Raw genomic sequence first — 18,547 nt, forward strand, 5'->3', positions numbered from 1 at the left:
GCCTGTGAACCGGCTTCACAGCCGGTTCACCGGTACGCGGCCACAGTAGCGGCCACGTTACAGGAAGCTTCGTCATGGCCCACCTTTCATTCCCGATCCGCGCGCTGCTCGTCCCGGTGGCGCTGACATTGCTGCTGACCGGCTGCGCGAGTCGCGCCGCCGACCAGCAGCAAGGCTATTCGCACCTCTACGAGCAGGGTCTGCGCTCGCAGCAAGGCGTCAGCCAGGTCTCCGACCAGGCCCTGCAGCGGTTCATCGATCTGTATTCGCCCATCGACGTGGACTACATCGAGGCCCATCTGGACGAAGTGTACGCGCCGGAGCTTTATTTCAACGACACCCTGGCCACCATCTACGACCGCGATACGCTCAAGGCGCACATGCTGAAGACCGCCGAGCGACTCGATTACATGAACCTGGATGTGCAGCAAACCTGGCGGGACGGCCAGGATGTGTTCCTGCGCTGGATCATGGAGACCCATTTTTCGATCATGGGCAGCGAGCGCGAGGCGCGCACCATCGGCATCTCGCAGCTGCGCTTCGATGACCAGGGCCGGGTCATTTTCCACCAGGACTTCTGGGACAGCAGCCAGGGCCTGGACCAGCATTTGCCGATTCTCGGTACGGTGACACGATGGTTAAGAGAGCATCCCTGATCGCGCTCCTGGCCTGGGCCGCCCAGGCCGGCGCCGCCGATTTCGAGGCCATGGCCCGCTGCTCCACCGGCGACGTCAAGGCGCTGAAATTCTTCGACGTGGGCCAGGCCTCGCTGTACCGGCAGGACTGCGGCACCGCCGACCCGCTGGCGCCGCCCCTGCGCCTTGAGTTCGGTTATAACCGGGAGGTGCCCGGCGACGCCTTCGCCAAGGCCGCTCGTAAAATGATCGAACGCAACCTGGACGAGGCCCGCTTCCAGGCGCTGCTGCCACGCCTGGAAGCGTTCAACCAGCATTACCGCACCACCCGCGACGGCGACCGTTACACCCTGGATTACGACACCGATGGCTCGCTGGTGCTGCGCCTTAACGGCGAACCCCTGGCCCGGGAGAAGGGCCGCGATTTTGCCCAGGCGTACTTCACCATCTGGTTCGGCGACCGACCCTATTCCGACGATCTCAAGGAAGCGTTGCTGAATACCGGCCGCTGAGCCCTTGCACCCACGGCGGCGACGCCGGATACTTCCCGCAAAACGTCCATTGACGCGGACAAAAAGCCGAATAAGCAGGAAGTGTGGGGGTTCACCATGGCCAGTGCACCGCAAGGGCACCTCAGCCAGACCAAGCCGGTACTGAACCGGGACCGGTTCCATGCGTTGCGACTGACCACCCTGTGTACCCTGATCGCCATGGTGGCGTCGCTGCTGCTGACCACCGTGGGCGTGCTGCTCACCGGCCAGCGCGACTGGCTGGCGGCCATCACCCTGGCCCTGCTGATTCCCCTGTTGCTGGCGCCGGCGTTCTGCTACCCGGTATTCAACCGGCTGACGGCCCTGGCGCGGGAAAACCGGCAGCTCCGTCAGCAGGCCCGGGAAGACCACCTGACCGGCCTGTTCAACCGCCCCCATTTGTTCAGCATGCTGGAACGCGAACTGTCGCTCAGCCAGCGCCACGATTACGCGGTGTCCATCCTGCTGGTGGAGATCGTGGACTTCACCGACCTGCTCGACCGCCACGGCCGGCGTCTCTCCGATCAGCTCTTGCGGCTGTTTTCCGAGCGCATTCGCGACAAGATTAGGGAAAGTGACCTGTTCGGCCGCATCGATGGCGCCCAGTTCCTGCTGGTGTTGCCGCACACCGACTATCAGGATGCCCAGCACATGGCCGAAGGGCTGCGCGCCCTGAGTGCCACCATCGAGCTCCGCCAGAACGATCAGTCCGTCGATTTCAGTATCCGCATCGGCGCCGCCTGCACCGAAAACAGCGGCCGCCAACTGAACGCGCTGCTTAACGAGGCCGATTACGCGCTCTACCAGAACCGCAACGACCACCGGGCTCAGGAAACCGCCTGACCTTCGCCCCGGGTCAGTCTTTCTTCTCATAAAAATAAATTATTTTTTTACAAAAAAATCCTTTTATTGTTTTTGGCGACATCTCTTTGTAAATTTTCTTATTAACCCCACCACCAGCCATTTACAGTTCTGTCCCTTAAGGCAAAACTGCAGAAGCTGTTTTTTCTGCCTACCAAGAAAACAAGGAAGGAGTTATGGACGCCAAACGTTTTCTCGCATCCAGCATCGCATGCGCCTCACTGGGAATGGCCTGCGCTGCCAACGCCGCTGACATCCCCGATCGCTATTTCTATCTGGGTGGTCACATCAGCCAGCAGTGGCTGGATATCGGTGATCACTACGAAGGTGATGGCTACATCAGCGACGATTTCTATCAACAGGACACCGTGACCCTGCCGGGCGGCCAGATCGGTTACCGGTTCAACCACGACTGGTCCGTGCAAGCCTCCTACGAGCGCAACAACATGGCGACCAGCGACGGCCAGGTTTACCTGCGCAACAACTTCGCCAGCCTGCGCCGCCACTTCGGCGACCAGGATTCCGCGTTCGAGACCTACCTGGGTATCGGTGGTGGTGAAACCCGCACCGAGTTCACCAGCGACAGCGGCGATGACTTCAAGGAAGGCATCGGTGGTCTGGAAGCCGGCATGCAAGCGGGTCTGGCCAACAACCTGCTGCTCGACGTGGGCGTGCGCCCGACCTACAGCTTCCGCAGCGAGCGCTGGGACGGTGAAGTCTACGCCGGCCTGAACCTGCTGGTGGGCACCCACCACGACAAGAAAGAGGAACCGGTGACCGAGACCGCCACCGATTCCGATGGTGATGGTGTACCGGACAGCCGTGACCGTTGCCCCGGCACCCCGGCCGGCGCCCAGGTGGACGCCCAGGGTTGTGAGCTGGACGACGATGGCGATGGCGTGGTCAACAGCAAGGACCAGTGCCCGGATACCCCGGCTCGCGCCAAGGTGGACGAAAAAGGCTGTCAGGAGTACCTGACCAAGGACGTTAAGGAAACCCTGTACGTTCAGTTCGGCCTGGACAAGTCCGAGGTTCGCAAGACCTCCTACCCGGAACTGGAGAACCTGTCCAACCGCATGTACGAGTATCCGTCCGCCAACCTGGTGCTTGAAGGTCACACCGACAGCACCGGTTCCGCCGCTTACAACAAGAAGCTGTCCAACGAGCGCGCCGACGCCGTTAAGCGGGTTCTTGTCAGCGAGTTCGGCATCGACGGCAACCGCATCACCACCGAAGGTTACGGTGAGGAACGTCCGATCGCTGATAACAGCACCCGTGACGGCCGCGCTCAGAACCGTCGCGTGGAAGCGATCATGAAGGCGAAAACCGAAGAAGCCCAGTACAAGAACTAAGTTCGCGTACTGAAGCTGATCGAAGAAGGGGCCGGCATTCGCCGGCCCCTTTTTCTGTGCGGCTGACTCTGCCGACAGGCCCTTCAGGCAAGGCAGCCAAACGGCCCCTCCCTCCCCTCACCCATAATCGGGCCAACGTTGAATCGACAAAGGACCCGACCATGGCGAAAGACGCGATCGGCTTCGCCCTGAGCACCCTCAACCGGCTTGCCGGCTCGAAATTGCTGGACCGCCTCGGCCTGCGCCATGGCGCGGAGCGGCTGGCCTACCGTCTCACCAAGAGCGGCTTTCAGGTGATCACCACCAGCGCCCGCGCGTTCAAGGCCAGCGGCAAGCCCGACCGGCCCGCGCGCCTGCACGCCCCCGGCCAGACCACGGATCTGTTCGACCTGGGCATCACCGAAGAGCAGCAGATGATCCGCGACAGCGTGCGCGGCTTCGCCGATGACGTGCTGCGACCGGGCGCCGAGGAGGCGGACGCGGCGCAACGCACCGCCCCGTCGGTGCAGGAGCAGGCCCGCGAGCTGGGGCTGAACTTCTTCGCGGTGCCGGAAAGCCTGGGCGGCGCCGCCGCCGAGCGTTCCACCGTCACCAGCCTGCTGGTGGCCGAGGAACTGGGCCGCGGCGATATGGGCCAGGCGGTGGCGATTCTGGCGCCCATGGGCGTGGCCAACGCGCTCACCCAGTGGGGCACCGCCCTGCAGCAGGACAAGTACCTGACGCCGTTCGCCGGCGAAGACGCGCCGCTGGCCACCATCGCGGTGTGCGAGCCGCGCCCGCTGTTCGACCCCTGCGCACTGCGCACCACCGCCACCCGTGACGGCGATCACTGGGTGCTCAACGGCGAGAAATCCCTGGTGCCGCTGGCCGCCGAAGCGGAGCTGTTTCTGGTCGCCGCCGACACCGACGACGGCCCCGCCGTGTTTATCGTCGAGGGCGGCACCGAAGGCCTGAGCGCCGGCGAGGACCCGGCCATGGGCATCCGCGCCAGCGGCCAGCGGCCCCTGCTGCTGGACAACGTGCGGGTACCCGCCGATCAGCGCCTGGGCAACGAGGACTTCGACTACCGCGCCTTCGTGGATCTGGGCACCCTGGCCTGGTGCGCGCTGGCCATCGGCACCGGTCAGGCGGTGCTCGACTATGTGGTGCCCTACTGCAACGAGCGCCAGGCATTCGGTGAGCCGATCAGTCATCGCCAGGCGGTGGCCTTCATGGTCGCCGACATCGCCATCGAGCTGGACGCCATGCGCATGCTCACCTACCGCGCCGCCTGCCGCGCGGAACAGGGCAAAACATTCCAGCGGGAAGCCTATCTGGCGCGCACCCTGGTCAAGGACAAAGCCATGAAGATCGGCACCGACGGCGTGCAGCTGCTCGGCGGTCACGGCTTCACTCATGAATACCCGGTGGAGCGCTGGTACCGGGATCTGCGCGCCATCGGCGTGGCCTTCGGCGGACTGCATCTGTAAGGGGACGGCACATGAACATCGAGATTCCGAAGAAATTCAAACCGGTGATCCACAACGCCCGCCAGGTGGCGTTGAACAGTTTCCGGCCGATTTCACGCAAGTACGACCGCGCCGAACACGCCCGCCCCAAGGAGCTGGACATGGTGGCGTCGGTGCTGGACGGCTTCAATGAAGGCGACCCGGCCAATTCCGCCGGCGCCAGCCAGACCGGCAAGGGCAAGGTGAAGGACGACGGTTCCGTGAAAAACGGCGCCAATATGATGACCTGTCTGGGCGCGCTGGAATTCTGCTACGGCGACACCGGCTTTCTGCTCGGCATGCCGCGCCAGGGGCTGGGCAACGCGGCCATCGCCGCGGTGGCCACCGATGAGCAGCTGGAACGCTTCAACGGCAAATGGGCGGCCATGGCGATCACCGAGCCCGGCGCCGGCTCCGACTCGGCGGCGATCCGCTCCACCGCCAAGCAGGACGGCGACCATTACGTGCTCAACGGCGAGAAGATCTACGTGACCTCCGGTGAGCGCGCCGACTGCGTGGTGGTCTGGGCCAGCCTGGACCCGAAGCTGGGCCGCGCGGCGATCAAGTCCTTCGTGGTCGAGTGGGGCACGCCGGGCATGGAACTGGCGCGCCTGGAGAAAAAACTGGGCATCCGCGCCTCGGACACCGCCGCCATCAGTTTCAACGACTGCCGGGTGCCGAAGGAAAACCTGCTCGGCAATCCGGAGGTGGACACCAAGGGCTTTGGCGGCGTCATGGAGACCTTCGACAACACCCGGCCGCTGGTGGCCTGCTTCGCCCTGGGCGTGGCCAAGGCCTCCCTGGAACGCACCCGGGAACTGCTGGCCGACGCCATCGACTACGACTACGGCAAGCCGGTGGACACGGTCAGCGCCGCGGAAGCGGAGCTCTACCGCATGGAAGCGGACTGGGAAGCGGCCTACTGGCTGGCCATGAAGGCGGCCTGGATGGCGGACAACAAGAAATCCAACTCCCTGGAAGCCTCGATCTCCAAGGCCAAGGCCGGCCGCGTGGGCAACCAGATTACCCTGCGCTGCGTGGAACTGGCCGGTTCGGTGGGCTACACCGAGGACGAACTGCTGGAGAAGTGGGCGCGGGATTCGAAGATTCTGGACATCTTCGAGGGCACCCAGCAGATCCAACAGCTGATCATCGCCCGCCGGGTGCTGGGGCTGAGCTCGAAAGAACTGAAATAAAGACCGCGCGGCTACAGCCGCGCGGCAAGTTCCGAGCCCTGCTTGATGGCCCGCTTGGCGTCCAGCTCCGCGGCCACGTCGGCGCCGCCGATCAGGTGGTAGCGGGCGTCGTCGTCGCGGTGCAGCTCGCGCAGCGGGTCCTGGCCCGCGCAGATCACCACGTGGTCCACTTCCAGCAGGCCCTGCTTCTCATCCTGGGTGATGTGCAGACCGTGGTCGTCGATGCGGTCGTACTGGCAGCCCGGCAGCATTTCCACGTTGCGATGCTTGAGGGTGGCGCGGTGCACCCAGCCGCTGGTTTTGCCCAGGCCCTTGCCCAGCGCGCTGGTCTTGCGCTGCAGCAGGTAAATCGTGCGCGCCGGTGCCTCCGGGTGGCCCTCCACCAGACCGCCACGGGTTTCCGCCTGGAAGTCCACGCCCCATTCGCGCAGCCATTCCGGTAACGGCTGGGCCCCGTCCCGGGGCGCTTCGGCGAGGAACTCGGCCACATCGAAGCCGATGCCGCCGGCGCCGATGATCGCCACTTTTTCGCCCACCGTGACCTTACCGGTGAGCACGTCCACGTAGGACACCACCTTGGCGTGGTCGATGCCGGGAATCCCGGGGCGCCGGGGGCTGACCCCGGTGGCCACCACGATCTCGTCAAAGCCTTCCGCTTCCAGTTCGCCCACCGCCACGCGCCGGCCCAGGGCCAGCTTCACCCCGGTACGTTCGATGCGTTTGCTGAAGTAGCGCAGGGTTTCGTGGAACTCTTCCTTGCCGGGGATCACCTTGGCCAGGTTGAACTGGCCACCGATGCGATCCGCCTGGTCGAACAGGGTCACATCGTGGCCACGCTCGGCGGCCACCGTGGCACAGGCCAGCCCGGCCGGACCGGCGCCCACCACCGCCACCTTCTTCGGGTGGGCGGTGCGCAGATAGACCAGTTCGGTTTCGTGGCAGGCGCGCGGGTTGACCAGGCAGGAGGCACGCTTCAGTTCGAAGGTGTGGTCCAGGCAGGCCTGGTTACAGGCGATGCAGGTATTGATCTCGTCCGCCCGGCCTTCGGCGGCCTTGTTGACGAACTCCGGGTCCGCCAGCAGCGGCCGCGCCATGGACACGGCGTCGGCCAGATCGCCGGCCAGGATGTCCTCGGCCACCTGGGGATCGTTAATGCGATTGGAGGCCACCACCGGAATCGACACCACCTCGCGCACCTGCCGGGTGGCTTCCACGAACGCCGCCCTCGGCACCGAGGTGACGATGGTGGGAATGCGCGCCTCGTGCCAGCCAATGCCGCTGTTGATCAGGCTGGCGCCGGCGGCTTCCACGGCGCGGGCCAGGTCCAGCACCTCCTCGCGGGTGCAGCCGTCCGGCACCAGATCAATCACCGACAGACGGTACATGATGATGAAATCCGGGCCGCAGCGGCGCCGGGTTTCTTCCACGATTTCCACCGGGAAGCGACGCCGGTTCTCGGCGCTGCCGCCGTAGACGTCGGTGCGCCGGTTGGTGCGCGGCGCGGTGAACTGGTTAATCAGGTAGCCTTCGGACCCCATGATCTCGACGCCGTCGTAGCCGGCCTGTTTGGCCAATTCGGCGGTGTGCGCGAAATCGCGCACCGTCTTCTTCACCTCGCGGGTGCTCATGGCCTTGGGCTTGAACGGGTTGATCGGGCTCTTGATCGCCGAGGCCGACCGGGAGAAGGGGTGATAGCTGTAGCGGCCGGCATGCAGAATCTGCAGGGCGATCTTGCCGCCTTCCTTGTGCACCGCGTCGGTGATCTTGCGGTGGTTGCGGATGTCCAGCCTGCGGTTGAAGGTGCCCGCCAGGGGATAGAACCAGCCGTGCCGGTTGGGGTTGATGCCGCCGGTGACCGACAGCGCCACGCCACCGCGGGCGCGCTCGGCGAAGTAGGCGGCCATCTTCGGGTAGTGCCAGAAGCGGTCTTCCAGGCCGGTGTGCATGGACCCCATGATCACCCGGTTTTTCAGCTGCGTGTGGCCGAGATCCAGCGGCGACAGCAGATGCGGATAGGCGTTGACCACCATGTCGTTCTCCTTCCCGAATACGGGTTTGGCTGGGCCGGCGGGCCGGCCTGGCTAATCTGGACGCCGTCAAGATACGGTGCTATTTTGACGGCGTCAAGATTCACCAATCACGGCTCCGGCCGCGCTCCATCGACCAAGGAACCCCATGCCCCGTCCCGCCCGCTATCACCACGGTGACCTCCACGACACCCTGCTGCGCGAGGCCGGCATCCTGCTCCGCGAACAGGGCGTGGAGGGCCTGTCCCTGCGTCGGCTGGCGGAGCGGGCCGGGGTGTCGCGCACCGCCCCCTATCACCATTTCGCGGACAAGAACGCCCTGCTCTGCGCCCTGGCGGAGCAGGGCTTCCGACGTCTGGATGCGATGATGGCCGCAGTGGCCCTGGACCCGGCGGACCCGGAACCGGGCCTGCGCCGTTTCGTGCGCGCCTACCTGCGCTTCGCCAGCGACGACCCGGAACAGTACGAGCTGATGTTCGGCCGCACCCTATGGAAGGGCGGTCGCCCCGGCGCCGACCTCAAGGGCGTGGCCTACGGGTGCTTCCGGCATTATCTGGTAAGGCTGCGGCCCCTGGTGAGCGGGAACGAAGGTACCGAGCCCCTGCGCCTGGCCCAGGCCAGCTGGGCCACCCTGCACGGTCTGTGCCGGCTGCTGCTGGACGGCATCTACCTGCGCCGCGAGGACATGGAGGCGGTCAGCGATCAGGCCGTGAACCTGATGCTGGCCGCCCTGCGGCCGGCGCGACGCTGATCAACCGGGGAACGGCAGGCCCACGCTGACCCGCAGGCCGCCCAGCGGCGACCGGTCCAGGGTCAGGGTGCCGCCGTAGGCCTCCACGGTGTCGTTGACGATGGCCAGACCCAGGCCGTGGCCGGGCACCCGCTGGTCCAGGCGACCGCCGCGCTGCAGTACCTCTTCGTGGCGCTCCGGCTCGATGCCGGGGCCATCATCGTCCACCGTCACCCGCAGCCGGTCGGCCTCCCGATGAAGGCGCAGCTCCACCCGGCCGGCGGCCCACTTGCAGCCGTTGTCCATCAGGTTGCCGAGCAGCTCCAGCATGTCGTCCCGCTCCAGGGGCAGGGCCGGTAACCGGTAACCCTGGGCGGTGAGCTTGAGCGGCCGGTCATGGGCGCGGCGCAGGGTGTCGAGCAGCACCGGCACGTCCCGGGCCGGCTCGAAGCGGGTGGCGGCGGTGGCACCGGCGGCCACCCTCGCCCGCCCCAGGGCGCGGCCCACGGTGTTCTCGATCTGATCGAGCTGATCGGCGAGCAGCCGATACAGCTCCGGGGACTGGCGCCGGAGATCCTCGTTGCAGCGGTTGCGCAGCACCGACAGGGGGGTTTTGAGAGCGTGGCCCAGATCGCCCAGGGCATGGCGGGAGCGGGACAGCTGCTGTTCGGTGTGGTGCTGCAGGCGGTTGATTTCCTCCACCAGCGGGCGCAGTTCGGCGACCACGTTCCGGTCCAGTTCGGCCCGTTCACCGCCACGCAGCTGGCCGATCTGACGCCTCACCTTTTGCAGTGGCCGCAGGCCGCGCCGGACCAGATATTGCTGTACCAGAGCGAGCACCGCCAGCAGCAGCACCCAGGCGATCAGGGCCGCGGTTTTCAGTTCCTGAAATTTGGCCAGTTGCGGCGCGTAGTTCTGCGCCACCACCACGGTCAACGCCTGGCCGTCGCGGCGAAACTCCGCCCGATAGCGCAGCAGGCTCTGCCCGCCGGGACCGGGCCGCAGGTCGGTGTCCATGCCGGTGCGCGCCGGCAGCGGCAGCCGCGCGTCCCACAGCGACCGCGAGCGCCAGCGCTGATCGCCGATCAGCACCACGAAATAGCGCCCGGACAAAGGTTTACGATAGGCCGGGTCGAGCCGGTCCTCGTCCAGTATCAAACCGTCGCGACCGCGCACGATGGCGGCCAACACGCTGCTGGTCTCGTCACGCAGCTGGCGTCCGCTGAGCAGGCGCTGTTCCCGGTCCAGCCACCACAGCGCCGCCTGGCCGGCCAGCAGCCCGGCCAACAACAGACTGACGAACAGGCTGACGCCCAGGCGGCGACCGATGGAGCCCATGTCAGTCCCCGTCGCTGCCGATGAACAGGTAACCCTGGCCGCGCCGGGTCTGGATCACGCCGCTGCCGAGCTTGCGGCGCAGACGGTTGATGTGCACTTCCACCACGTTGGAGTCGCGCTCACTCTCGCCATCGTAGAGGTGTTCGTTGAGGGCGGCCTTGGACAGCAGCCGGCGCGGGTTGAGCATGAAATAGCGCAACATGCGGAACTCGGCGCCGGTCAGCTCCACCTCCCGGTCGTCCAGCCACACGGTCTGCCGTTCCTCTTCCAGTTCCAGGCCACCGACCGCCAGCCGGCTCTGGTTGGTGCCGCCGTGGCTGCGGCGCAACACCGCCTGGATGCGCAGCAACAATTCCTCCGGGTGGAACGGCTTGGTCAGGTAATCGTCGGCGCCGGCGCGCAGGCCGTCGACGCGCTCCGCCCAGCTGTCCCGGGCGGTGAGGATCAGCACCGGCAGCGTGAGCCCCTCGTCGCGCCAGCGTTTCAGGACCTGCAGGCCATCCAGGCCGGGCAGGCCCAGGTCGAGAATGGCCAGATCGAAGGGCTCGTCGTGGGCGCGCACCGCCGCGTCGCGGCCGTCCGCCAGCCAGTCCACCGCGTAACCGTTGTCACGCAGCATGGGCATCAGCTGATCGGCCAGATCCACGCTGTCTTCCACCAGCAGCAGGCGCATCAGTCGTCCACTTCGTCTTCGAGCACGCGGCCGGTGCGGGCGTCGATTTCCAGTTCCCGGACCACGCCGTCCTCGGTGAGCACTTCCAGCTCATAGATCAGCGCGCCGTCGTCGCGCTCCAGTTCCGCTTCCAGCAGACTGGCGCCCGGGTGGCGCTCCATGGCCACCGCCAGAATCTTCTCGAACGGCTGTATGTCACCGCTCTGGCGCAAGCGCAGCGCTTCGTCGTGACTTACGTCCAGGGCCGTGGCCGGCGCCATCAGACACGCCAGAAAGGCGGCCAGAGCCGCCTTCCCGAGAGGGTTGCATAAAGGGTGCGGGTGCATCAGTCGTCGCGTTCCTCGCGCAGGATTTCACCGTTGGTGGCGTCCAGCTCGACGTCCCACTGCTGACCCTGGGCATCGCGCAGTTCCACCTGATAGATGTAGCGGCCGTATTCGTCTTCCAGTTCGGTGTCCTCGATCTTGGCCTCCGGATGGTTGGCCAGGGCCGCCTGATTCAGTTTATCGAAGGACTGGATGGTGCCGTCGTTGACCAGCTTCACCACTTCATCGGGGCGCACGTCGTCGGCGTGGGCCACGGTGGTGGCGCCGGTGAAAGTGATCAAAGCAGCAAGCAGCGTGGTTTTGGTGGCGTTCATGAGTCGTCTCCTTTGCTCATCGGGCAACGCCGGGGGCGCGCCGTTGGTCATGTGTCCCGTCTGGGTACGGTTCTCACAATACGACGGCCCGCTTAATTGTGGCTGAAGCCACCCTGAACGCAACCTTAACCCGCCGGCCCTCGCCCCCCGCCCCCCACGGCGCGCCCCGCACGTCCGGTGTCGGTATCGACCCTTGCAAAGCAACCGCGTCTGGGTGAAGTTACGTTTTTGGAACGCATTTCCATTTCTCCACGAGCTCGTTTCACCCCGAGCCATAACAAGGACAAGCCATGCACACCGATCTGCCCGACCTGCTCGCCCTGCTCGACCTCACCCCTCTGGACGAGGACCTCTTTCAGGGCGAAAGCCGCAATATCGTCGGGCCGCGCATCTTCGGCGGGCAGGTCATCAGCCAGGCCCTGGTGGCCGCCTCCCGCACCGTGGAAGGCCGCCCCGCCCACTCCCTGCAGGCGTACTTCCTGCGCCCCGGCGATGTGCGCGAACCGATTCAATACCGGGTCGAGCGGGTGCGCGACGGCGGCACCTTCTCCACCCGCCGGGTGGTGGCGGAGCAACGGGGCCGGCCGATCTTCGACATGGCCCTGTCGTTCCACAATGCCGAGGACGGTCCGGCCCACCAGACCGCCACCTTCGAGGCGCCGGATCCGGACGGGCTGCTCACCGAGCACGATATGAACGCCCGCTTCCTGGAAGGCGAGGAGATCTCCGACAACTTCCGCGCCGCCCTGCTGCGCCGCAAACCCATCGAAATCCGCCCGGTCACCCAGCGCCACCCGCTGCGCCCGGAAAAAACCGCGCCGGTCCGCCAGACCTGGATCCGCGCCAGCGGCCTGGACAGCGACGACCCGCTGCTGCATCAGGCACTGCTGGCCTATGTATCTGACCACAGCCTGATGGGCGCCGCCCTGCTGCCCCACGGCGTCACCTTCCTGAGCCGCGACATGCAGGTCGCCAGCCTGGACCATACCCTCTGGTTCCACCGGCCGGTGCGCTTCGACGACTGGCTGTTCTACGACATGGAAAGCCCCATCGCCCAGGGCGGGCGGGGCTTTACCCGGGGAAGGATTTTCAATCGCGCCGGCGAGCTGGTGGCGTCGGTGGCGCAGGAAGGCTTGATCAGACGGCAAAGTTAAAAGTTGAAAGTTACAAGTTGAAACGCGGCGCAAGGCCTCGCCTTTTCAGCCAGGCCATGCCCGCGCTTTCTCCTTTTAACTTTTCACTTTCAACTTATTTTTCCAGGATGGCGACCACGCCCTGGCCGCCGGCGGCGCAGATGGAGATCAGGCAGCGGCCGGAGCCTTTCTGGTTGAGCAGCTTGGCGGCGTTGGCCAGGATCCGGCCGCCGGTGGCGGCGAACGGGTGGCCGGCGGCCAGGGACGAGCCCTTGACGTTGAGCTTGCTGGTGTCGATTTCACCCAGCGGCCGGTCGCGGCCCAGACGCTCCTTGCAGAAGGTGTCGTCGGTCCAGGCCTTCAGGGTGCTCAGCACCTGGGAGGCGAACGCCTCATGGATCTCGTAGAAGTCGAAGTCCTGCAGGGTCAGACCGGCGCGGTCCAGCATGCGCGGCACGGCGTAGGCCGGCGCCATCAGCAGCCCTTCCTTCTTGCCGACGAAGTCCACCGCCGCCACTTCGCAATGGGTCATGTAGGCCTGCACCGGCAGACCGCGCTGCTCGGCCCATTCCTCGCTGGCCAGCAGCACCGCGGAGGCGCCATCGGTGAGCGGCGTGGAGTTGGCGGCGGTCATGGTGCCGTCGGCGCCGCCGAACACCGGCTTCAGGGTGCTCAGTTTCTCGATGGTGGAATCACCGCGCATATTGTTGTCGCGCTCCAGACCGTGGAACGGCGTCATCAGGTCCTGCTGCCAGCCTTCCTCGTAGGATTTGGCCAGGTTCTGGTGAGAACGCCAGGCCAGTTCGTCCTGGGCTTCACGGCTGATGCCCCACTCGGCGGCGGTGATCGCCTGGTGCTCGCCCATGGACAGGCCGGTGCGCGGTTCACCGTTCTTGGGAATATCCGGGATCATCAGCTTGGGATTGATCAGCTTGATCGCCTGCTTGAGCTTGTCGCCGGTGGTCTTGGCGCGGTTGATCTCCATGAAGATCTTGCGGGCCTGCTCGTTGACGCCCAGGGGCGCGTCGGAGGTGGTGTCCACGCCGCCGGCCACGGCGCAGTCGATCTGGCCGAGGGCGATTTTGTTCGCCACCAGGATGGCCGCTTCCAGGCCGGTGCCGCAGGCCTGCTGGAGGTCATAGGCCGGGGTTTCCGGGGCCAGTTTGGAGCCCAGCACGCATTCGCGCACCAGGTTGAAGTCCTTGGCGTGTTTCATCACCGCGCCGGCGGCCACTTCACCCATCCGTTCGCCGTGGAGTTTGAAACGATCCACCAGGCCGTTCAGGGCGGCGGTGAGCATTTCCTGGTTGCCCACCTCGAAGTAGGCGGTGTTGGAGCGGGCAAAGGGAATGCGGTTGCCACCGACGATGGCCACCTTGCGTGCGTTGTCGCCTGCCAGCATAGTTGAATTCCTCCACAGGGGCGTTTCCGGATCGGTTCGCCCAGGTTAACAGATGAGCGCAGTCTATCTCCCCACCCGCCGGCCTCATTGGCTTCGGCGCCTACCGGCTTTTCCGACCGGTCAATACACCTTTTACAGGCTGGTGCTTCAATACGCGGCCTCATTCTTCGTATAGTGCCTTTCTCGCACTGTACATTGCACGGCAAAGGACAGGATCATGAGCGATACCTACCAGGCGATTGCCAATTCCCCCATGGGCAAGGCCCTTTTCAGCGCCATCAATCTGCCCATTCCGGTGATACTCGAACGCTGGCAGCCCGGCCAGAACTCCTTTATCAGCGGTCGGGTGCTGGTCGGCGCCGCGCCCGGATCCAGCGCCGTGGACACCGTTTTCGCCAGCCTTCAGGGCGCGCCGGAAGCGCGCCCGGCGGTGCTCGCCAACACCGGTAACGCCAGCGATCTGCAGAAGCAGGCGGCGGCCGCCGGCGTCAGCGCCGACAACTACACCGCCACCAAGGAAGACGAAACCCGCTTCAAGGCCCTGGTGTTCGACGCCACCGGCATCGAGAACCCGGACCAGCTCAAGGCGCTGTGGGAGTTCTTCCACCCGGTGATCAAGAAGCTGGACAAGTGCGCGCGGGTGATCGTGATCGGGCGCACCCCGGAAACCCTGGGCGGCGCCGCCCGGGTCGCCCAGCGCGGCCTGGAAGGCTTTACCCGGTCGGTGGGCAAGGAGATCAAACGGGGCGCCACCGTGCAGCTGGTGTATTGCGAAGCCGGCGCCGAGAGCCAGCTGGCCGCGCCGCTGCATTTCTTCCTGTCGCCGAAATCCGCCTATGTGTCCGCCCAGGTGGTGCGCGTGGGCGCCGCCGGCTTCGACGCCCAGAACTTTGACTGGGACAAGCCGCTGGCCGGCAAGAAAGCGCTGGTCACCGGCGGTTCGCGGGGCATCGGCGCCTCCATCGCCCGGGTGCTGGCCCGGGACGGCGCCCAGGTCACGGTGCTGGACATCCCGCCCATGGCCGAGGACCTGAACAAGGTGGCGGAGGAAATCCAGGGTCAGACCCTGGAGCTGGACATCACCAGCGACGAAGCACCCCGGATGATCGCCGACGCCGCCCGCAAGATGGGTGGCCTGGATATCCTGGTGCACAACGCCGGCGTGACCCGCGACAAGATGCTGGGCAACATGCCGGAGAACTTCTGGGACATGGTGATGAACATCAACATCGCCAGCCAGCTGCGCATCAATGAGCAACTGGTGGCCGAGGACGGCCTGGGCGAAGGCGGCCGTATCATCTCGATCAGCTCCATCGCCGGCATCGCCGGCAACCTGGGCCAGACCAACTACGGCACTTCCAAGGCGGCGGTGATCGGCATGATCGACACCTACTCCGGGGAATACGCCGACAAGGGCATCACCGTGAACGCGGTGGCGCCGGGCTTTATCGAAACCCAGATGACCGCCGCCATTCCCTTCACCATCCGGGAAGCGGGCCGCCGCATGAACGCCATGAACCAGGGCGGCCAGCCGGTGGATGTGGCGGAAACCATCGCCTTCTTCGCCAGCCCCGCCGCCCAGGGCCTGACCGGCAACGTGGTCCGCGTCTGCGGGCAGATGATGCTGGGCGCCTGATCCCGGCCAGGACGGCGCGGGCATTCCGCCCGCGCCCCCTTGAATCCCCCCTTCCCCGCCGCCACCTCTGAACCAATATCGAACGTTTTCGAGGTGCCCATGGGCTTCGGCCGTGTTTTTCTGACCCTTCTGGTATTCGCGCTGATCGAGGTAATGGTGCTTGCCGCCGTGGCCGATCTGATCGGCTGGCCGGTGACCATCATCGCGGTGGTGGCCACGGCGCTGCTTGGCAGTGCCCTGTTCCGCCGCCAGGGGCTGGATACCTGGACCCGTCTTAATCAGCGTGTGAACCAGGGCGAAATGCCGGCCCGGGAGCTGGTGGAGGGAATGATGCTGCTGCTCGGCGGCGCTTTCCTGATCACTCCCGGGTTCATCAGCGACGCGGTGGGCTTCGCGCTGCTACTGCCGCAAAGCCGGCGTGCCCTGGCGGACCGTCTGATAAAGCGCGGCACGGTGCAGGCCTTCGCCAGCCGTGGCGGCGGCGCCTTCTTCTATACCAGCGGTCCGGGCGGAGGCTTCCGCCCGGGTGGGCCGGGTGCCGGTGGCAATGTGTATGAAGGGGATGCCCGGGCAGAGGATGCCGGGGACCAGGCCGCGGAGCGACCGCTTACCCTGGATCAGGAGCCCCCGCGCGACCGGAGTTAGCCGCCAGACGGCGGGCTTCGGCGGCGTCTTCCTCCGCCTTCATGCGGCGGTACTCAATGGGCGTCATGCCCACCCAGCGCTTGAAGGCCCGATAGAACGTGGACGGCTCCGAGAACCCGGTAAGGTAGACGATCTCGTCGATGGATTCGTCGGTGCCCGCCAGCAGCCGTTTGGCCAGCTTGCAGCGGTAGTCCGCTACCAATTGGTTGAAGTTGGTGCCGGCGTCCGCCAGCCGGGTGCGCAGTTGCCGGGCCTTGATGCCCAGCCGCTCGGCCACCTCTTCCAGATTGGCGTGGCCGGATTCCAGCAACTCGGCGATCAGCCGGTTCACCTGGGCCACCAGATCCTGTTTCTCCAGCCGGGCCACCTGTTCACTGGCCAGCTGTTCGTGCAGGCGCAGTAATTCGGGCTCGTGATGCGCGGACGGCAGGGTCAGCAGCTCGGCGTCGAAATACACCCCCACCGACGGCATATCGAACTTCACCGGGCAACCGAAGGCGCGCTGGTATTCCTCCAGCTCACCCTGATTGGCGTGGCCGAAATGAATCTCCAGCGGTTCGAAGGCGTCGTCGGTGACGAAGCGGAAGAATTTGATCAGCCCCATCATCACGCATTCGTTGAGATGGGCCAGGCGGCGCCCCCAGAACGGCTGGCGCAGGAACACCCGGTCGCCCTCGTCGAACAGCTCGGCACGGGCCGCGTCCGAGAGCAGGCGCTGGTAGCTCAGCGCCCGGTCCAGGCCCTCACCGAAGTTAGGGCTGGACAGGAACAGGTACTCCAGCACCTGCCCCTTGTACACCGGCATGTGCTTGCCAAGATGCAGGCCCACATGCGGGTCGTCGGAGACTTTCTCCAGCGCCTGCCAGAACCACTCCTGGCCATCGTGGGGCGTGCGCAGATCGGGCACGTCCAGTATCGAGGCGTCCAGGCCCAGCTCGGCCAGCACCGCGTCGGCGTCGATACCCGCATTCTGCATGGCGCGGTACGCCATGCGCAGGAGCACGCCGGAATCGGTCAGTTCTGCCATCCTTCTGCAACTTCCCCAAACGGTAAACACCAAATCCGGAGACTAGCATACCGTTACGGGCCCCGGAACCGCATCACACTGGTGCGGAATTCGCACGCCGGCCGAGACGGCGGCCCAACCGATCCGGCAGCGCCATCCGATTGATGCGTTTAAGGACCGTGCCGAACTGCCGGCCCAGCCGGCCGGTGTTGTAGTGCAGCCCGTAGCGGGCGGCGATTTCACGGACCCGCGGCGCCACCTCCCGATAGCGGTTGGACGGCATGTCCGGGAACAGATGATGCTCGATCTGATGACTCAGGTTGCCGCTCATGATGTGGAACAACGGCCCGCCCTCGAGGTTCGAGGAACCCAGCAGCTGGCGCAGGTACCACTGCCCCCGGCTTTCGTTCTCGATCTCCTGTTCGCTGAACATCTCCGCGTGCTCGGTGAAGTGACCGCAGAAGATGATCAGATAGGACCACAGGTTACGGGTCAGATTGGCGCTCAGATTGCCGGCGAACACCAGCGGGAAGAACGGGCCGGCCAGGGCCGGAAACAGCAGGTAGTCCTTCAGCACCTGCTGGCGCACCTTCTTCATGATCTTGCGCCGCTGCACCCGGTATTCCGCCCAGCTCTTCTCGCCCTTGAGCAGCTTCTCGTACTCCAGGTCGTGGAACGCCACGCCCCACTGGAACAGCGCCGCCAGCACCCAGTTGTAGGCGGGCTGGGCCAGGTACAGAGGGTTCCAGCGCTGGTCCTCGGACAGCCGCAGGATGCCATAGCCCACGTCCCGGTCCTTGCCCACCACATTGGTGAAGGTGTGGTGCATGTAGTTGTGCGAGTGTTTCCACTGCTCCGCCGGGCAGGTGTTGTCCCAGTCGTAGGTGGAGGAATCCAGCGCCGGGTCGTTGAGCCAGTCCCACTGGCCGTGCATCACGTTGTGGCCGATCTCCATGTTCTCGAGAATCTTGGACACCGACAGCAGCGCGGTGCCGGCCAGCCAGGCCGGCGGCAGCACGCCCAGGAACAGCAGGCCGCGGCCGGACAGCTCCAGGCTCTTCTGGGTTTTCACCAGGCGGCGAATGTAACGTGCATCGCGCTCACCGAGATCGTTCATCACCTCGTCGCGCAGGGCCTCGATCTCACGACCGAAAGCCTCCACCTGGGAGCGGGTCAGCCGCACACCCTGGCGTTCAAAAATCACCGGATCGAGATCCTGTACCTTGGCGTTCATCGCGAACCTCCTTACACAATCC

General features: G+C 65.6%; 18 protein-coding genes. 10 read left to right on the top strand and 8 right to left on the bottom strand.

Going from position 1 to position 18,547, the window contains the following annotated elements:
• The first annotated feature begins 74 nt into the window (after nt 1–74).
• From ACLD0W_RS13335 to ACLD0W_RS13360, 6 genes are all read left to right on the top strand, one after another.
• Entirely contained in the window at nt 75–656 is a 582-nt protein-coding gene (locus ACLD0W_RS13335) for a nuclear transport factor 2 family protein (protein WP_410307970.1), read from the top strand.
• On the top strand, nt 635–1,147 hold the full coding sequence (locus tag ACLD0W_RS13340) for a chalcone isomerase family protein (protein WP_410307971.1): 513 nt from the start codon (nt 635–637) through the stop codon (nt 1,145–1,147). Before ACLD0W_RS13335 ends, ACLD0W_RS13340 begins: the two co-directional genes overlap by 22 nt.
• Nucleotides 1,148–1,243: 96 nt before the next feature.
• On the top strand, nt 1,244–2,008 hold the full coding sequence (locus tag ACLD0W_RS13345; protein WP_410307972.1) for a GGDEF domain-containing protein: 765 nt from the start codon (nt 1,244–1,246) through the stop codon (nt 2,006–2,008).
• Between the two features lie 194 nt (nt 2,009–2,202).
• Nucleotides 2,203–3,378: an OmpA family protein gene (locus ACLD0W_RS13350; RefSeq protein WP_410307973.1), complete on the top strand. Its 1,176-nt coding sequence runs from the start codon at nt 2,203–2,205 to the stop codon at nt 3,376–3,378.
• A 161-nt stretch (nt 3,379–3,539) separates the two neighbouring features.
• Nucleotides 3,540–4,847 (top strand): acyl-CoA dehydrogenase family protein, encoded by a 1,308-nt coding sequence (locus ACLD0W_RS13355; protein ID WP_410307974.1) that lies wholly within the window; start codon nt 3,540–3,542, stop codon nt 4,845–4,847.
• Nucleotides 4,848–4,858: 11 nt separating this feature from the next.
• Nucleotides 4,859–6,061, top strand: a complete 1,203-nt coding sequence (locus ACLD0W_RS13360; RefSeq protein WP_410307975.1) for an acyl-CoA dehydrogenase family protein — start codon at nt 4,859–4,861, stop codon at nt 6,059–6,061.
• Between the two features lie 11 nt (nt 6,062–6,072).
• On the opposite strand, the gene ACLD0W_RS13365 is transcribed toward ACLD0W_RS13360, so the two are convergent.
• Entirely contained in the window at nt 6,073–8,091 is a 2,019-nt protein-coding gene (locus tag ACLD0W_RS13365) for an FAD-dependent oxidoreductase (protein WP_410307976.1), read from the bottom strand.
• Nucleotides 8,092–8,236: 145 nt separating this feature from the next.
• Here ACLD0W_RS13365 and ACLD0W_RS13370 point away from each other — a divergent pair, with 145 nt between their 5' ends.
• Nucleotides 8,237–8,839, top strand: coding sequence for a TetR/AcrR family transcriptional regulator (locus tag ACLD0W_RS13370; RefSeq protein ID WP_410307977.1), 603 nt, complete (start codon nt 8,237–8,239; stop codon nt 8,837–8,839).
• Here the strand turns inward: ACLD0W_RS13370 and ACLD0W_RS13375 are convergent, their stop codons facing one another.
• From ACLD0W_RS13375 to ACLD0W_RS13390, 4 genes are all read right to left on the bottom strand, one after another.
• Nucleotides 8,840–10,156, bottom strand: coding sequence for a sensor histidine kinase (locus tag ACLD0W_RS13375; protein ID WP_410307978.1), 1,317 nt, complete (start codon nt 10,154–10,156; stop codon nt 8,840–8,842).
• Between the two features lies 1 nt (nt 10,157).
• Nucleotides 10,158–10,829 carry a response regulator transcription factor gene (locus ACLD0W_RS13380; RefSeq protein WP_410307979.1) on the bottom strand — a complete coding sequence of 224 codons (672 nt, stop codon included), beginning with the start codon at nt 10,827–10,829 and terminating at the stop codon, nt 10,158–10,160.
• Nucleotides 10,829–11,089: a PepSY domain-containing protein gene (locus tag ACLD0W_RS13385; protein ID WP_410307980.1), complete on the bottom strand. Its 261-nt coding sequence runs from the start codon at nt 11,087–11,089 to the stop codon at nt 10,829–10,831. Before ACLD0W_RS13385 ends, ACLD0W_RS13380 begins: the two co-directional genes overlap by 1 nt.
• Nucleotides 11,090–11,154: 65 nt before the next feature.
• Entirely contained in the window at nt 11,155–11,469 is a 315-nt protein-coding gene (locus tag ACLD0W_RS13390) for a PepSY domain-containing protein (RefSeq protein ID WP_410307981.1), read from the bottom strand.
• A gap of 290 nt (nt 11,470–11,759) precedes the next feature.
• Between ACLD0W_RS13390 and ACLD0W_RS13395 the strand changes: the two genes are divergently transcribed.
• Nucleotides 11,760–12,623 carry an acyl-CoA thioesterase gene (locus tag ACLD0W_RS13395; RefSeq protein ID WP_410307982.1) on the top strand — a complete coding sequence of 288 codons (864 nt, stop codon included), beginning with the start codon at nt 11,760–11,762 and terminating at the stop codon, nt 12,621–12,623.
• 94 nt (nt 12,624–12,717) lie between these two features.
• Here the strand turns inward: ACLD0W_RS13395 and ACLD0W_RS13400 are convergent, their stop codons facing one another.
• Nucleotides 12,718–14,004, bottom strand: coding sequence for an acetyl-CoA C-acetyltransferase (locus tag ACLD0W_RS13400; RefSeq protein ID WP_410307983.1), 1,287 nt, complete (start codon nt 14,002–14,004; stop codon nt 12,718–12,720).
• A gap of 217 nt (nt 14,005–14,221) precedes the next feature.
• Here ACLD0W_RS13400 and ACLD0W_RS13405 point away from each other — a divergent pair, with 217 nt between their 5' ends.
• Nucleotides 14,222–15,640 carry a 3-oxoacyl-ACP reductase gene (locus ACLD0W_RS13405; protein ID WP_410307984.1) on the top strand — a complete coding sequence of 473 codons (1,419 nt, stop codon included), beginning with the start codon at nt 14,222–14,224 and terminating at the stop codon, nt 15,638–15,640.
• A gap of 99 nt (nt 15,641–15,739) precedes the next feature.
• Complete coding sequence (locus tag ACLD0W_RS13410; protein ID WP_410307985.1) at nt 15,740–16,285, top strand: FxsA family protein; 546 nt, start codon at nt 15,740–15,742, stop codon at nt 16,283–16,285.
• On the opposite strand, the gene ACLD0W_RS13415 is transcribed toward ACLD0W_RS13410, so the two are convergent.
• Together ACLD0W_RS13415 and ACLD0W_RS13420 are read right to left on the bottom strand one after the other, a co-directional pair.
• Nucleotides 16,248–17,312, bottom strand: coding sequence for an AraC family transcriptional regulator (locus tag ACLD0W_RS13415; RefSeq protein WP_410307986.1), 1,065 nt, complete (start codon nt 17,310–17,312; stop codon nt 16,248–16,250). The genes ACLD0W_RS13410 and ACLD0W_RS13415 overlap by 38 nt on opposite strands.
• Nucleotides 17,313–17,385: 73 nt before the next feature.
• Nucleotides 17,386–18,525 (bottom strand): fatty acid desaturase family protein, encoded by a 1,140-nt coding sequence (locus tag ACLD0W_RS13420; protein WP_410307987.1) that lies wholly within the window; start codon nt 18,523–18,525, stop codon nt 17,386–17,388.
• Between the last annotated feature and the right edge of the window lie 22 nt (nt 18,526–18,547).

It is taken from the genome of Alloalcanivorax sp. C16-1 (assembly GCF_046507805.1).
Classification (GTDB): Bacteria; Pseudomonadota; Gammaproteobacteria; order Pseudomonadales; family Alcanivoracaceae; genus Alloalcanivorax.

Excerpts from the sequence above, each read along its gene's own strand:
- ACLD0W_RS13410 (WP_410307985.1), top strand. The coding sequence starts at position 15,740 with ATGGGCTTCGGCCGTGTTTTTCTGACCCTTCTGGTATTCGCGCTGATC.
- ACLD0W_RS13355 (WP_410307974.1), top strand. The coding sequence starts at position 3,540 with ATGGCGAAAGACGCGATCGGCTTCGCCCTGAGCACCCTCAACCGGCTT.
- ACLD0W_RS13405 (WP_410307984.1), top strand. The coding sequence starts at position 14,222 with ATGAGCGATACCTACCAGGCGATTGCCAATTCCCCCATGGGCAAGGCC.
- ACLD0W_RS13360 (WP_410307975.1), top strand. The coding sequence starts at position 4,859 with ATGAACATCGAGATTCCGAAGAAATTCAAACCGGTGATCCACAACGCC.
- ACLD0W_RS13415 (WP_410307986.1), bottom strand. The coding sequence starts at position 17,312 with ATGGCAGAACTGACCGATTCCGGCGTGCTCCTGCGCATGGCGTACCGC.
- ACLD0W_RS13345 (WP_410307972.1), top strand. The coding sequence starts at position 1,244 with ATGGCCAGTGCACCGCAAGGGCACCTCAGCCAGACCAAGCCGGTACTG.
- ACLD0W_RS13365 (WP_410307976.1), bottom strand. The coding sequence starts at position 8,091 with ATGGTGGTCAACGCCTATCCGCATCTGCTGTCGCCGCTGGATCTCGGC.
- ACLD0W_RS13385 (WP_410307980.1), bottom strand. The coding sequence starts at position 11,089 with ATGGCGCCGGCCACGGCCCTGGACGTAAGTCACGACGAAGCGCTGCGC.
- ACLD0W_RS13370 (WP_410307977.1), top strand. The coding sequence starts at position 8,237 with ATGCCCCGTCCCGCCCGCTATCACCACGGTGACCTCCACGACACCCTG.
- ACLD0W_RS13380 (WP_410307979.1), bottom strand. The coding sequence starts at position 10,829 with ATGCGCCTGCTGCTGGTGGAAGACAGCGTGGATCTGGCCGATCAGCTG.
- ACLD0W_RS13400 (WP_410307983.1), bottom strand. The coding sequence starts at position 14,004 with ATGCTGGCAGGCGACAACGCACGCAAGGTGGCCATCGTCGGTGGCAAC.
- ACLD0W_RS13390 (WP_410307981.1), bottom strand. The coding sequence starts at position 11,469 with ATGAACGCCACCAAAACCACGCTGCTTGCTGCTTTGATCACTTTCACC.
- ACLD0W_RS13335 (WP_410307970.1), top strand. The coding sequence starts at position 75 with ATGGCCCACCTTTCATTCCCGATCCGCGCGCTGCTCGTCCCGGTGGCG.
- ACLD0W_RS13375 (WP_410307978.1), bottom strand. The coding sequence starts at position 10,156 with ATGGGCTCCATCGGTCGCCGCCTGGGCGTCAGCCTGTTCGTCAGTCTG.
- ACLD0W_RS13340 (WP_410307971.1), top strand. The coding sequence starts at position 635 with ATGGTTAAGAGAGCATCCCTGATCGCGCTCCTGGCCTGGGCCGCCCAG.
- ACLD0W_RS13395 (WP_410307982.1), top strand. The coding sequence starts at position 11,760 with ATGCACACCGATCTGCCCGACCTGCTCGCCCTGCTCGACCTCACCCCT.
- ACLD0W_RS13420 (WP_410307987.1), bottom strand. The coding sequence starts at position 18,525 with ATGAACGCCAAGGTACAGGATCTCGATCCGGTGATTTTTGAACGCCAG.
- ACLD0W_RS13350 (WP_410307973.1), top strand. The coding sequence starts at position 2,203 with ATGGACGCCAAACGTTTTCTCGCATCCAGCATCGCATGCGCCTCACTG.